This window comes from Pseudomonas vancouverensis, assembly GCF_004348895.1.
In the GTDB taxonomy this organism is placed as follows: Bacteria; Pseudomonadota; Gammaproteobacteria; order Pseudomonadales; family Pseudomonadaceae; genus Aquipseudomonas; species Aquipseudomonas vancouverensis.
Genome location: NZ_RRZK01000019.1, coordinates 206,232 through 219,946, shown reverse-complemented (window position 1 = coordinate 219,946; position 13,715 = coordinate 206,232). Strand labels below are relative to the sequence as shown.

Here is a 13,715-nt window from a genome sequence, read left to right as displayed (position 1 = left end):
CAATGATGCCGAAAAGTTACAGTTTTAACCATGCCGGTTTGGGGCGTGAACCTCTCGGGAGCAATTTGATGCAATCATCGCGCTGGGCGCAAGTATGGATGTCGATGGGGCTGTTGTGGTTTCTTCTGGCCATCGCCGTTGCGCCTACCAACAAACTCTACCAGCAAGGGTTGGTGGCATTTCTCTGGTTGCCGGCCATGGCGATGGCGTGGCCCGCACGTGCGCGGTTAAAGGAGCTTTTGTACGAGCAGCGCTGGATCTATCTGCCGTTATTCTGTCTGATTGTCTGGTCGATGATCAGTCTTTTATGGACGAACGTGGATGACCCTTCCCGTGAGTACAAGCGCGTGCTGTACATCCTGGTGTTCCTGCTGTTCTTTCCTGTGTTTGCCGATGGTCGCTGGCAGCAGGTGGTACGGGTCATGCAGTGGGGTGGCATAGGCCTGGCACTGACGGCGCTGGTCGCGATCATCAAGTTCTATGTGATCAATGGCAATGGCTGGAGTGGGCGCGCCGAGGGGTTGGGCGAATTGGCCCATCCGATTCTGGGCGGTTATGTGCTTGGCGTGGCCGCCGTATGGCTTATCCACTGGCTGCCGCGTTCGCGATATCTGCTGCCAGTCTGGGCGTTGGCATTCGCCTTCTTAAGTGCATTCGTACTGTTGAGCCAGAGCCGGGGCGCCGCCCTGGCGTTGCTGTTCTCTCTGCTCGCCATGCCGATCTGGTGTCGCGACCGGCGCAGCCGTATCGTGGCCGCCTGTGCCTTGGTGGTAGCGGTGTTGGCGTTTTGGGTGATGGAGGCGCTGATGTTGTCGCGTGGCGCGTCCTTCCGTCCGCAGATATTCATGTCCAGTCTGCACATTATTGCCCAGCACCCATGGACCGGCCTGGGGCTTGGCGCTGACTACAAAGTGTTCGCCGAAGGCCTGTACTTTGATCACGCTCACAACTTGTTCACCCATGTCACCATCATGCTGGGGATCCCCGGATTACTGTTGTGGGCTGCGGTATGGTTCGGCATTTTGCGTGAGGCCTGGAAAGTCAGGGAAACCTACTATGCCCAAGGTGTCATCGGGATCTGGGTTTTCTCCACTCTGGCGATGCAGTTCGATGCGGCCAGCCTGAATGGAACACCGAGAGCCGAGTGGTTCATCAGCTGGTTGCCAATAGGCCTGGCCAGTGTTTTGGTATGGGCGCGGGCCAGTTCCGGCGCTTGTGATAAAATTCCGCGTTCTTCCTAACCAGTGAGCTCTCCGATGAGTGAAGCACCGCCCAAAGCGGGACAGGATTCCAGCCTGAAGATCTACCTCAGACTGTTGGGTTACGTGAAACCCTATGTCGGCCTTTTCCTGCTGAGTATCGTGGGCTTCGTGATCTTTGCCTCCACGCAGCCGATGCTGGCCGGGATCCTCAAGTACTTCGTCGACGGGTTGAGCAACCCGGAAGCCGTGCTCTTTCCCAATGTCCCGTACCTGAAGGACCTGCAACTGTTGATGGCCGTGCCGTTGCTGATCGTTCTGATCGCTGCATGGCAGGGGCTGGGCTCCTTCCTCGGCAACTATTACCTGGCGAAAGTTTCGCTGGGTCTGGTGCATGACCTGCGAGTCGAACTGTTCAACAAGTTGCTGGTGCTGCCAAACCGCTATTTCGATACCCACAACTCCGGGCATCTGATCTCGCGCATCACCTTCAACGTCACCATGGTCACCGGTGCCGCAACCGATGCGATCAAGGTGGTCTTTCGTGAAGGCCTGACCGTGGTGTTCCTGTTCGGTTACCTGATCTGGATGAACTGGAAACTGACGCTCGTGATGCTCGCGATCCTGCCGTTGATCGCCTTTATGGTGGGCAGCTCCAGCAAAAAATTCCGCAAGCAAAGCAAGAAGATCCAGGTGGCCATGGGCGACGTGACTCACGTAGCCTCGGAAACCATCCAGGGCTATCGCGTGGTGCGCAGTTTCGGTGGCGAAAGCTACGAAGAACAGCGTTTTGCCGCCGCCAGCCAGGGCAACACCGACAAACAGCTGCGCATGACCAAGACCGGTGCGGTCTACACGCCGATGCTGCAACTGGTGATCTACACCGCCATGGCCGCGCTGATGTTCCTGGTATTGCTGCTGCGCGGGGATGCGACAGCGGGCGATCTGGTGGCCTACATCACCGCGGCAGGCCTGTTGCCCAAGCCGATCCGCCAGTTGTCGGAAGTCAGCTCGACCATCCAGAAAGGGGTGGCGGGTGCCGAAAGCATTTTCGAGCAGCTGGACGTCGAACCGGAAGTTGACCTGGGTACCGTGGAGCGCGAGCGCGTCAATGGCTACCTGGAGGTACGCAACCTGAGTTTCTCCTACCCGGGGACCGAGCGTGAAGTGCTGAAGAACATCAGCTTCACCGCAGCACCTGGGCAGATGATTGCGCTGGTCGGCCGCTCCGGCAGCGGCAAGTCAACCCTGGCCAGCCTGATTCCGCGCTTCTATCACCATGAAGTTGGGGAGATTCTGCTCGATGATGTCGAGATCGAAGATTACCGCCTGCGCAACCTGCGCCGGCATGTGGCTCAGGTGACGCAGCATGTGACCCTGTTCAACGACACCATCGCCAACAACATTGCCTATGGTGATCTGGCCGGCGCGCCACGTGCCGACATCGAGAAGGCGGCGACGGATGCCTATGCAATGGACTTCATCTCGCAGTTGCCCGAAGGCCTGGATACCCAGGTCGGTGAAAACGGCGTGTTGCTGTCCGGTGGCCAGCGTCAGCGTCTGGCGATTGCCCGGGCGTTGTTGAAGAATGCGCCGTTGCTGATTCTCGACGAGGCCACCTCGGCACTGGATACCGAATCCGAACGCCATATTCAGGCGGCGCTGGATCATGTCATGAAAGGCCGCACCACACTGGTCATCGCGCATCGACTGTCGACGATCGAGAAGGCTGACCTGATCCTGGTCATGGACCAGGGGCAGATCGTCGAACGCGGGACCCACGCGCAGTTGCTGACGCAAAACGGCTACTACTCGCGGTTGCATGCAATGGGCCTCGACACCCCGACCGAAGACATCGCCTGACATCGTCATGAGGGTGAGCCTGGCTCGCCCTCGTGAACACCTGACGTGCAATGCGTCAGGTGATTTGTATCCGGGTCTTTACACGTCTTGACCAAACCGGAATAAAACTCGGCAACGCGCTTGTTAAGGTTCCTGAACGAACTTTGACTTCAATCGAAAGGGCCATCCCTTTTGCGCGGGTGCTGCAATGTTGCAACGTTATCTCTGGAAGCTGTTGCCGAAGTCGCAGCGTGCGTTTTTGCTGGGGCGCTTGTCGGTTGTGGATCGGCAAGTCGTGGACAAGTCGATGTCAGCCAGCGTGGTCTTCCCTAAACTCTTCGAGCAGCGCTCCTGTCTGTTCATTCATGTCCCCAAATGTGCTGGCAGCAGTGTCTGCGAAGCCATGTTCGGTGACTGGCGACCAGGGCACCTGCCGTTGTACTGGTACGAGCAGCAGTTTCCCGCACAGTTTGCCGGCAGTTTCAAATTCACGTTTGTTCGTGACCCGCTGGAAAGAGCCTATTCGGCCTACGCCTTTCTCAAGAGCAACACCTTGGGCCGGCGTGATCATGCCGCGCAGCAATTGGTCAGCCACTACCGTGATTTTGATGACTTCGTCGGTCGCTGGCTGCACCCCGAGACGATCCATCGGCAACTGCATTTCGCCGCACAAACCGATTTTCTCACCGACTCCATGGGGCGTCTGGCCCTCGATTTCATCGGTTATCAAGAGCATCTGGCGCGGGATTTCGGCCTGATTTGCCAGCGTTTGGGCTTGTCGGCAGGCTTGCCTCATGTGAATAGAACGGAGCAACGTCACTCGGAGCCGGTGCGCGACTTCTGCTCGATGCGCACCCGACGTCTGGTGCGCCGTGTGTATCAGCGTGATTACGAGATGCTGGGCTATGAATGAAGTCGTGTCGATGTCGGGCTTGCAGATCAGGCCTTACGAGTTACTCCTGTCCAGCAACGACCGCGCGGCCATCAAAGCGCAGAAGCCGCGCTGCCTCTGGCTCACGGGATTGTCAGGCGCAGGCAAGTCGACGCTGGCCAATGCGCTTGAGTTGCAACTCAACCGGTTCGGGCTGCATACCTTTGTGCTTGATGGTGACAATCTGCGTGCCGGGCTGTGCCGAGACCTCGGGATGGGGGCGGACAGTCGCCGGGAAAACATCCGTCGCACCGCCGAAGTGGCGCGTCTGATGGTGGATGCGGGGCTGATCGTGATCGTCGCGACGATCTCGCCGTTCCGCGCCGAGCGCGAGGCGGCGCGGCAATTGTTCAGCGAGGGTGATTTCATTGAGGTGTATGTGAGCACCCCGTTCGAGGTCTGCGCCCAGCGCGATCCAAAGGGTCTGTACCGGGCAGCGCTGGAAGGACGGATCAAGGATTTCACCGGCATCGACAGCCCCTACGAAGCACCGCTTCAGGCGGAGTGCGAAATCGATACACAGGCCATCGACATGGAGGATGCCTGTCTTCGCCTGGCGGCTTTGCTGCTCAAAAAATAAGCAGAAAAGCCTGAGGAATCATCCCGTTGCAGCCACCACACAAGCCGACACCAACCCTGTGTTAATATCGCGCCTTCGTTCATTTTGTATGTGGGTTGCTCCATGAAGTTGTCCATGCCGCGATTCGATCAAGCCCCCGTCTTGGTGGTCGGCGATGTCATGCTCGACCGTTACTGGCATGGTGGTACCTCACGGATTTCCCCTGAGGCGCCCGTGCCGGTGGTCAAGGTCGATCACATTGAAGATCGTCCGGGCGGTGCCGCCAACGTTGCCTTGAACATTGCCGCCCTGGGCGCGCCGGCCTCGCTGGTCGGTGTGACCGGCGATGATGAAGCCGCCAACAGCCTGGTCAACAGCCTCAAGGGCGCAGGCGTGCGGGCCATTTTCCAGCGTATTGCCCACCAGCCGACCATCGTCAAGCTGCGGGTCATGAGTCGTCACCAGCAACTGCTGCGTATCGACTTCGAAGAACCGTTCGCCACCGACGCCCTGGCGTTGGCCGCGCAGGTCGACGAATTGCTCGAAGGTATCAAGGTGCTGGTGCTGTCCGACTACGGCAAAGGCGCACTGAAAAACCATCAGGCGCTGATCCAGGCTGCCCGTGCCCGCGGCATTCCGGTGCTGGCCGATCCGAAAGGCAAGGATTTCTCGATTTACCGTGGCGCGAGCCTGATCACACCAAACCTCAGCGAATTCGAAACCATCGTCGGTGGTTGCGCCGACGAGCACGAACTGGTGAACAAAGGCGCGCAGTTGATGCACGACCTCGACCTCGGTGCGCTGCTGGTGACCCGTGGTGAACACGGCATGACCTTGTTGCGTCCGGATCACCCGGCGTTGCACCTGCCTGCCCGTGCCCGTGAAGTGTTCGACGTGACCGGTGCCGGCGACACAGTGATTTCTACCCTGGCCGCGGCGATTGCTGCCGGCGAGGAACTGCCCCACGCGGTGGCGCTGGCCAACCTGGCCGCAGGTATCGTGGTGGGTAAACTGGGTACTGCAGCCATCAGTGCACCGGAACTGCGTCGCGCGATTCAGCGCGAGGAAGGTTCAGAACGTGGCGTGCTGGGTCTGGAACAATTGCTACTGGCCGTTGACGACGCCCGTGCGCACAACGAGCGCATTGTCTTTACCAATGGTTGCTTCGACATCCTGCATGCCGGTCACGTGACCTATCTGGAGCAGGCCCGGGCCCAAGGCGATCGCCTGATCGTCGCGATCAACGACGATGCTTCAGTCAGCCGCCTGAAAGGCCCTGGTCGTCCGATCAACAGCGTCGACCGGCGCATGGCGGTGCTGGCGGGTCTGGGTGCGGTGGACTGGGTAATCAGTTTCTCCGAGGGTACTCCGGAAAACCTGCTGAGCGCGGTCAAGCCGGATGTGCTGGTCAAGGGCGGCGACTATTCGATCGACCAGGTGGTCGGCGCGGATATCGTCAGCGCCTACGGTGGCACCGTGAAAGTGTTGGGGCTGGTGGAAAACAGCTCGACCACGGCCATAGTCGAGAAGATCCGCAAGTCGGAGTGAGACAGCTTTTGTAGGAGCGAGCTTGCTCGCTCCTACAAGGTTTTGTGTGTGTCCTCAGGAACTGACTTTTTTCCTCGGCACCATCTTCTTCAATAACAACTTGGCCTTGCCGCGTAACCGCGCAAGACCGGAATGTTTCTCCGGCGGCGTCAGCCCCTGCTGCCTCATCCAGTCCTTCCAGCGAATTCGCTCATCCCTCACCAGCCAACCTTCCTGTTGAGCAAAACTTTCTGCCAGATACAGCCCGCGTGTGCTCGCCGGGTACAGCTGGTCCTTTTTCAAGGTGTACAGCTCGGCCGTAGGGTGTCCATCGTGCAAGGGCATCAGGTAAAGGTCGGGGCGTTTGCGATCGAGGCGGGCGACGAGTTGATCACCTTCCAGGCGTTCGTCGACATGGAACAGGCTCAAGGGCTTGGCTTCCTTGGGGACGTCCAGACGCAAGTCGTAGATCAACTGCAGCGAAGCCGTTGGCACATGTACATAGGCCTGCGGCCGCTCGATCAACATCAGGTTGGCGCAACGCACCGGGCGCGCCGAGCCTGAAAGGGGTGTCAAACGAAACGGCAGGGCCTCGCGGTAATGCAACGCAGCCGAGTAGGGGGCCGGCAACCAGGTGTCATTGAATCGTCCGCCCAGCCAGCCTTCCGGTGTTTCCAGCAGGCATTCTTCAGCGATTTCCTGAATTGCCGTGTGCAACGGCAGGTTCAATTCATGGGCCGGCACATAGCCGGAAATCAGCTTGAGCACCACGTCGCCCCGGTCCTGCCGACGCTGGCGGACCAGCACCCAATAGTCGCGATTCTGCCAGTGCAGGGTCAGTCGCACCGACACGCCGAGGTTGGCCAGCTCCAGGGAAAACCGTTCACTGTTCTCGACCGTCACCGGCCGACGACGTTGCAAGGTCTGGGAAAAATTCAGCGCCCTGCCGACGCTCTGATAACTCAGGCCTTCGGGGGTGGCTTCGACGAATAACGGCAGGGTCTTGAAGTTGCTCGGGTTTTTTCTTATGAGCGTACGCGGCATGTCGGCTCCTGCTTAAGGCCGCGGGGCGGCATCAGTGGCTACGTAGGACCTGGGCAACGGTCGCGACGTTGTGGGCAAGGTGCAGCGGGTTGATGGTACCGACAATAGCACTGGCAACACCCGGTTGTTCAAACAACAGCTCGAAACTGGCGCGCACCGGGTCCACGCCGGGACTCAGGCAGACATGACCGCTGGCAAGGGCTTTTTTGACCAGGATGGCTTTGCCGTGGACAGCAGCATAGTCAATCACGGCTTTTTCGTTTTGCTCGTTCAGATTGTAGGTGACCATGGCACAGTCGCCTTGCTCCAGTGCCTTCAAGCCGCCCTCGACGGTTTTGCCGGAAAAACCGAAGCCACGAATCTTGCCTTCGGCCTTGAGCTCGGCAAGCGTTGCGTAAACCTCACATTCATTGAGGATCGCCAGGTCGTTGCCGTCGGAATGCACCAACACCAGGTCGATAAAGTCTGTTTCCAGGCGTTGCAGACTACGCTCGACCGACAGTCGCGTGTGGGCAGCGCTGAAATCGTGACGGGACAGGCCGTCGGCAAACTCTTCGCCCACCTTGCTGACAATCACCCAGTCGTGGCGCTGGCCGCGCAACAGAGGCCCGAGGCGCTCTTCGCTGCGGCCATAGGCCGGGGCAGTGTCGATCAGGTTGATGCCCAGGTCGCGGGTGAGTTTGAGCAGCATCCGCGCTTCGTCGTCATCGGGAATCCGAAAGCCATTGGGGTACTTCACGCCTTGATCACGGCCCAGCTTGACCGTGCCCAGGCCCAGCGGCGAAACCATGAGACCGGTGCTGCCCAGTGGGCGATGCAGTTCATGCAAGGTCGGTTGGCTCATGGCAGCAGTTGCTCCCAGGCCGGTACGCCCATTGGAGGTTTTGGCAACTCCGGCAGCGGCGCCGGATGGCCTGGCTGGATGCCATCGCGACTCAGGCTGGCGATGACCCGGTCGGCGAAGTCAGGCGCCAAGGCCAGTTTGGTCGGCCAGCCCACCAGCAGCCGACCTTCCTCGGCGACAAAGGCGTTGTCGGGACGTACCAGACCGGATTGCAGCGGCTCGGCGCGATCCACGCGCAGGGTGGCCCATTGCGCGGTGCTCAGGTCGATCCACGGCAGCAATTGGCCGAGTTCTTTTTGTGCCGTGGCGATTTGCTCGGCGGGCTCGCGGGCCACGCCATCGGCTTCGGCAATATCACCGCCCATGTACCAGACCCACTGGCCATCGGCGGCCGGGTGGGTGGTCACGGTCAGGCGCGGTTTGGTGCCGCCGCCCAGGCAGTGGGCGTACAGAGGTTTGAGCCCCGGGCCCTTGGCGATGATCATGTGCAGTGGCCGGCGCTGCATGGCCGGCTGGCTCAGGCCCAGGGTTTCAAGGAGTGCCGCGGTGCCGGCGCCGGCGCTGAGAACGATGCGTTGCGCGCGGATTTCGCGCTCATCCACCTTCAGGCCGACCAGCACGCCACCTTCCAGCAGCGGTTGGATATTCTGCCCGGCAAGCAGGCCATCTCCTGCCAGGTCAGCCAGGCGCTCGATCAGGCTCGGCACATCGATGACCAGCTCAGCCAGGCGATAGACCTTGCCCTTGAAGCGCTTGTCTTGCAGGGCTGGCGGCAGTTGCTCGCCCTTGACCTGATCGACACGGCCACGCACGGCCTTGCTGGCGAAGAAGCTGGTGAGGTTGCCGGCGAGGGTGCCGGGGGACCACAGGTAATGCGCTTCGGAGAGCAGGCGCACGCCAGACAGGTCGAGCTCGCCGTTCCCGCTCATGGCTTCGCGCCAACGGCGCGGCATGTCGGCGATGGCCTCCGAGGCGCCGGTCAGGGCACCGTGCAGCGCGTATTTGGCGCCGCCGTGGATGATGCCCTGGGATTTCACGCTCTGCCCGCCGCCGAGGCTGGCACTTTCCACCAGCACCGTCGAAAACCCTTGGCGGCGCAGGCGCGCATTCAGCCAGAGACCGGCGACACCAGCGCCGACAATCAGAACGTCGGTGGAAATTACGGATGGCATGCGGCGACCTCAGCGTTCAAGACAAGGTCGCAGTATACAAGGCATCTACAGGAACTGTTGCTGGATGCTGGCTCCAGCCAGGTCTCAATGTCCGGCAGTTTTCGAGAAGAGCTGGATGACGACGACACCCAGCACAATCAGCGCCATCCCCAGCATTGCCGGCACATCCAGCTTCTGCCCATAGATGAACAGCGCGGCCACGCTGACCATCACGATGCCCATGCCGGCCCACACGGCGTAGGCAACCCCCACCGGCACGCTGCGTACCACCAGGGTGAGCATCCAGAAGGCAATGCCGTAGCCGAGGATGACCAGCACCAATGGCAGCGGGGTACTGAGGCCTTTGACGGCTTTCATCGAAACGGTGGCAATCACTTCGGCGCAGATGGCTATGGCCAGGTAGTAGTAGGCGGTCATGGTTCAATCCTCGTGTGAAGTGTTGCTTTCTGAGCTGGGCATTCTAGAGATTCTCCAGATGCGGTAAAGTCATTACCTATCTGTTTTAGAGATGGGTTGCGCAATGAGCATGCAGTGGAATCTGGAGCAGCTGAGGTTGTTTGTCAGCGTAGCGGAGCAGCGCTCGTTTTCTGCCGTGGCGCGGGATCAGCGCAAGGCACAATCGGCGGTCAGCAGTTCGATTGCCCTGCTGGAAGAAGACCTGGGCGTCAGCCTGTTCGCCCGCAGCAGCGGTCGTCAACCGATCCTCACCGAAGCCGGCACCGCCTTGCTGGATGAAGCGCGAGAAGTGCTCCGCCAGTGCGAGCGGCTCAACGGGCGTGCACTGGCGATGATGCGCGGGCAGGAGGCGCGGTTGCGGGTGGCGCAGGATGAAGCCATGCCTTATCAGCCGATCATTGAAAGCTTTGAAGCGCTGTCGCAAAAATTTCCCAGTGTGGAAGTGCAACTGACCAGCGCGGCGCAAGGCGAGGTCGCTCGCAAGCTGGTGGAACGGCGTGCTGATCTCGGCTTGCTGTTCTTTCATGATCAGATCCCCGAGGCACTGGAACGTCGCGTCTTGGGCAGCGTGGAAATGGTCACGGTCTGTGGCGTCGATCACCCCTTGGCGAAACAGAAGCGGGTCGATGGCCAGCAACTGGCACGGCATCGTCAGTTGTTGATGTCCACGCAATCCAGCCTCTATCCCGGCAGCGAGCCGGCCAGCCCGCAAGTCTGGCGCGCCGACAGTTTCTACGTGATGGCTGAATGGCTGGTGCGCGGCCTTGGCTGGGCGTGGTTGCCACGGCACGTGGTGCAGTACCCGACCTATCAGCAGCAGATGGTCGAACTGATCAGCGAATGGGCGCCGCCGGCGCTGGTCGTGGAGCTGGTCTGGCGTCGCGATGAACCGCTGGGGCCGGCCGCGCGCTGGCTGGCCGAGCGTTTTGCCGTGCACTTGCAGGCGATCGATTAAAAAAGCCGATAAACTCCGCCGCCATGAATAGAACTCTTTATACCGCGCTGTTTTACCTGGGGCTGCCACTGGTAGCGATTCGGCTTTGGTTGCGCGCGCGCAAGGCGCCGGCCTATGCCAAGCGCGTTGGCGAGCGCTTTTCCTATGGCATGCCACCGATGAAGCCGGGCGGTATCTGGGTGCACGCAGTGTCGGTGGGCGAAAGCATTGCCGCAGCGCCGATGATCCGCGCCCTGCTGCAGCGCTATCCGGCGCTGCCGATTACCGTAACCTGCATGACCCCGACCGGTTCTGAGCGCATCGCGGCGCTGTTTGCCAATGAACCGCGTATCCAGCACTGCTACTTGCCTTACGATTTGCCCTGTGCGGCGAGGCGCTTCCTTGATCGCGTGCAGCCGAAGCTGGCCGTGATCATGGAAACGGAGCTGTGGCCCAACCATATTCATCAGTGCGCCAGGCGCGGTATTCCCGTGGCGTTGGCCAATGCGCGATTGTCCGAACGCTCGGCGAAAGGCTATGGCCGCTTTCGCAAGCTGACGCAACCGATGCTCGCCGAAATGAGCCTGTTTGCCGTGCAGACCGAAGCTGAGGCCGGGCGTTTCCTCGATCTGGGCGCGCGCCCGGAAACGGTTGAGGTGACCGGCTCGATCAAGTTCGACCTGACCATCGACCCGCAACTGCTCGAGCGCGCCGCTGAACTTCGCGGGCAATGGCAGGCCCAGGAACGTCCGGTGTGGATCGCGGCCAGTACCCACGAGGGCGAAGATGAAGTGGTGCTGGCGGCGCATCGGTGCTTGCTGGCCAGTCATCCCGATGCCTTGCTGATTCTGGTGCCGCGCCATCCGGAGCGATTCAATTCGGTCTTCGCGCTGTGCGAGCAGCAAGGGTTCACCACGGTTCGTCGTTCCACCGGTGATGCGGTCGGCGCGGGCACTTCCGTGCTCTTGGGCGATACCATGGGCGAGTTGCTGTTTCTCTACGCCTTGGCCGATAGTGCGTTTGTCGGTGGCAGCCTGGTCGCCAATGGCGGGCACAACCTGCTGGAGCCGGCCGCTTTGGCCAAGCCTGTGCTGAGCGGACCGCACCTGTTCAACTTCCTCGAGATCGCCGCGCAAATGCGCAATGCCGGGGCGTTGCAGGAAGTGGAAGATGCCGAAGGGCTGGCGCTGGCGGTGCAGCGGCTGTTCGAACTGCCGCGCGATGCGCAGCGGATGGCGGAGGCAGGGTTGAAGGTGATGCGCACCAATCAGGGCGCGTTGCAGCGATTGCTGGATGGGTTGGGGCGATTGATCAAAACCTGACCAGTAGAAGCCGTCTTGCCGGCGATGCCTATCTTGAGATTGTCATCGCCGGCAAGCCGTGCTCTTTCAGGTTTATTGGCTAGGCCGTGACTTCAACTGTTCGGCTGCAGCCTTGGCCAGGTCCGGCGGCAGGAAGTCCTTGTCCGGGTTGTAGTTCGCGTTGAGCCAGCGGGACAGGTCCTGCAAGTCGCCCGGGTTCAGCGTGCCGGCCTGCTGCTTCAGGCGCAGGTTATCGAGGATGTAGTCGTAGCGGGTGTTGTTGTAGTCGCGCACCGAGGTGTATAGCTGGCGCTGGGCATCCAGTACGTCGACGATGTTGCGGGTACCCACCTGATAACCGATTTCAGTCGCTTCCACCGCACTCTGGTTGGAAATGACCGATTGCTTGCGCGCTTGTACCTGCTCGACGTCGGTGTTCACCGCGCGGTGCAGGTCGCGGGTGTTTTCCACGATCTGGCGCAGCAGGGATTCACGTTGCTGCTCGGTCTGGTCCAGTTGTGCATAGGATTGACGCACTTGCGAACTGGTCAGGCCGCCGCTGTAGATCGGGATGTTCAGTTGCAGGCCCAGGGTCGTCTGTTCGACGTTGCCGCCATAGGGTTGACCCAATGGGCTCGGGTTGCTGAAACCCAGCGCATCGTTGTCGCCTTTTTCGTATTTGGCCACCGCGTCCAGTGTTGGCAAGTGCCCGGACTTGCGCTGCTTGATGGTCTGTTCGGCGGCGCTGACGGCGTAGTTGCTGGCCAGCAGGTTAAGGTTCTGGCGGGCTGCCGTTTCGACCCAGGCCTTGGCGTCATTCGGCGCCGGTGGCAGGACCGGCAGGTTGTGGCTGATGCCCCACAGCGAGTTGTACCGGCGGTTGGTCAGGGTTACCAACGCTTCAAAAGCATCATCCACCTGGCGCTGGGCAACGATCCGGTTGGCGCGGGCGGTGTCGTAACTGGCCTGGGATTGCAGTACGTCGGTCTTGTCCGACAGGCCGACATCGAAACGTTCGTTGGACTGATCGAGCTGGCGCTTGAACGCAGCTTCTTCAGCCTTGTTCGAGGCCAGGTTGTCCTGGCTGCGCAGCACGTTGAAGTAGCTGTTGGCGGTGTTCAGGATCAGGTTCTGCTGGGTCGCCGAGAGCTGCAGCGCAGCCTGCTCGTTGACGTCCTTGGCTGCCTGGAACTGGAACCAGCGATCGGCACGGAACAGCGGCTGGGCCAGGGTTGCCTGGTACGAGTGCGCATCGCGGTTGACGGTGGAGGACGGCTGGTCGAGCGCCGTGCGCACCTCGGCGACATTGGCGCCGCCCGAGAGGTTGGGCAGCAGGCCGGCGCGGGCCTGGGGTACGACTTCTTTCTGTGCACCGTACTGGGCGATGGCGGCGGCCAGGTCGGCGTTGTTGTTGACGGCTTCCTGATAGACGCTGACCAGATCCGTCTTGGTCGATAAGGGCGCTTCTGCCCAGGCCATTCCGTTGGACGCACAAGACACGGCAAGGGCCAGTGAAAGTTTGCGCAGCATAGGCGTTCCCTAGATAAATATTACACAAGTAATTTGAGCGCCAAGGCTAAGGCGCTGCACGCGCAGCGTCAACGCGAGGCACAGCGTAGCGAGTGTAGTTGCGCATTCGAACGGCAACAATCCTGGCGCGTGGTGTTATTACGCCATTCATCACGGTGTTTGCTGCAGGGTTGGCGTTCTTCGGCAGTTGTGTCTAGACTGGGCGCGTTCTTGTCGGGGTGCCTTGCTATGAGGCTGAGATCGAATAATTTCGGATCCCGTTGAACCTGATCAGGTTAGCGCCTGCGTAGGGAACAAGATTTCTCGTCACCCGGCGAGTCCTCTTGTGCTTCGTCCGGGATGTTGTTCGACAATCGAACACCCCTCGAGCACTGAG

At 60.6% G+C, this 13,715-nt stretch carries 12 protein-coding genes and 1 riboswitch; of the genes, 7 read left to right on the top strand and 5 right to left on the bottom strand.

The features are described 5' to 3' along the window. Positions 1 to 68 precede the first annotated feature (68 nt). The 5 genes from EIY72_RS15240 (at position 69) to hldE (ending at position 6,079) form a co-directional block, all read left to right on the top strand. The gene (locus EIY72_RS15240; protein WP_093227287.1) at positions 69 to 1,241 is read left to right on the top strand and encodes an O-antigen ligase family protein; all 1,173 of its coding nucleotides are present in this window, start codon (positions 69 to 71) and stop codon (positions 1,239 to 1,241) included. Between the two features lie 15 nt (positions 1,242 to 1,256). Beyond that, entirely contained in the window at positions 1,257 to 3,062 is a 1,806-nt protein-coding gene (gene msbA, locus EIY72_RS15235) for a lipid A export permease/ATP-binding protein MsbA (RefSeq protein WP_093227285.1), read from the top strand. A gap of 187 nt (positions 3,063 to 3,249) precedes the next feature. Further along, positions 3,250 to 3,954, top strand: coding sequence for a sulfotransferase family 2 domain-containing protein (locus EIY72_RS15230; RefSeq protein ID WP_093227282.1), 705 nt, complete (start codon positions 3,250 to 3,252; stop codon positions 3,952 to 3,954). Continuing rightward, positions 3,947 to 4,552: an adenylyl-sulfate kinase gene (cysC, locus tag EIY72_RS15225; protein ID WP_093227279.1), complete on the top strand. Its 606-nt coding sequence runs from the start codon at positions 3,947 to 3,949 to the stop codon at positions 4,550 to 4,552. Before EIY72_RS15230 ends, cysC begins: the two co-directional genes overlap by 8 nt. Before the next feature lie 102 nt (positions 4,553 to 4,654). Then, complete coding sequence (gene hldE, locus EIY72_RS15215) at positions 4,655 to 6,079, top strand: bifunctional D-glycero-beta-D-manno-heptose-7-phosphate kinase/D-glycero-beta-D-manno-heptose 1-phosphate adenylyltransferase HldE (protein ID WP_093227277.1); 1,425 nt, start codon at positions 4,655 to 4,657, stop codon at positions 6,077 to 6,079. 54 nt (positions 6,080 to 6,133) lie between these two features. Here hldE and EIY72_RS15210 read toward each other — a convergent pair whose 3' ends face one another. From EIY72_RS15210 to EIY72_RS15195, 4 genes are all read right to left on the bottom strand, one after another. After that, complete coding sequence (locus tag EIY72_RS15210; RefSeq protein WP_093227275.1) at positions 6,134 to 7,102, bottom strand: metal ABC transporter ATPase; 969 nt, start codon at positions 7,100 to 7,102, stop codon at positions 6,134 to 6,136. 31 nt (positions 7,103 to 7,133) lie between these two features. Continuing rightward, positions 7,134 to 7,946, bottom strand: coding sequence for an aldo/keto reductase (locus tag EIY72_RS15205; protein ID WP_093227273.1), 813 nt, complete (start codon positions 7,944 to 7,946; stop codon positions 7,134 to 7,136). Continuing rightward, positions 7,943 to 9,118 (bottom strand): NAD(P)/FAD-dependent oxidoreductase, encoded by a 1,176-nt coding sequence (locus EIY72_RS15200; protein WP_093227271.1) that lies wholly within the window; start codon positions 9,116 to 9,118, stop codon positions 7,943 to 7,945. Before EIY72_RS15200 ends, EIY72_RS15205 begins: the two co-directional genes overlap by 4 nt. A gap of 84 nt (positions 9,119 to 9,202) precedes the next feature. Beyond that, entirely contained in the window at positions 9,203 to 9,535 is a 333-nt protein-coding gene (locus EIY72_RS15195) for a DMT family transporter (protein ID WP_007977444.1), read from the bottom strand. Between the two features lie 103 nt (positions 9,536 to 9,638). Between EIY72_RS15195 and EIY72_RS15190 the strand changes: the two genes are divergently transcribed. Together EIY72_RS15190 and waaA are read left to right on the top strand one after the other, a co-directional pair. After that, on the top strand, positions 9,639 to 10,529 hold the full coding sequence (locus EIY72_RS15190) for a LysR family transcriptional regulator (RefSeq protein WP_093227269.1): 891 nt from the start codon (positions 9,639 to 9,641) through the stop codon (positions 10,527 to 10,529). Between the two features lie 23 nt (positions 10,530 to 10,552). Further along, positions 10,553 to 11,830 carry a lipid IV(A) 3-deoxy-D-manno-octulosonic acid transferase gene (gene waaA, locus EIY72_RS15185; RefSeq protein WP_093227267.1) on the top strand — a complete coding sequence of 426 codons (1,278 nt, stop codon included), beginning with the start codon at positions 10,553 to 10,555 and terminating at the stop codon, positions 11,828 to 11,830. Positions 11,831 to 11,902: 72 nt separating this feature from the next. Here the strand turns inward: waaA and EIY72_RS15180 are convergent, their stop codons facing one another. Further along, positions 11,903 to 13,339 (bottom strand): TolC family outer membrane protein, encoded by a 1,437-nt coding sequence (locus EIY72_RS15180; protein ID WP_093227265.1) that lies wholly within the window; start codon positions 13,337 to 13,339, stop codon positions 11,903 to 11,905. Positions 13,340 to 13,543: 204 nt separating this feature from the next. Then, a riboswitch (TPP riboswitch) is annotated at positions 13,544 to 13,649 on the top strand. Positions 13,650 to 13,715 lie beyond the last annotated feature (66 nt).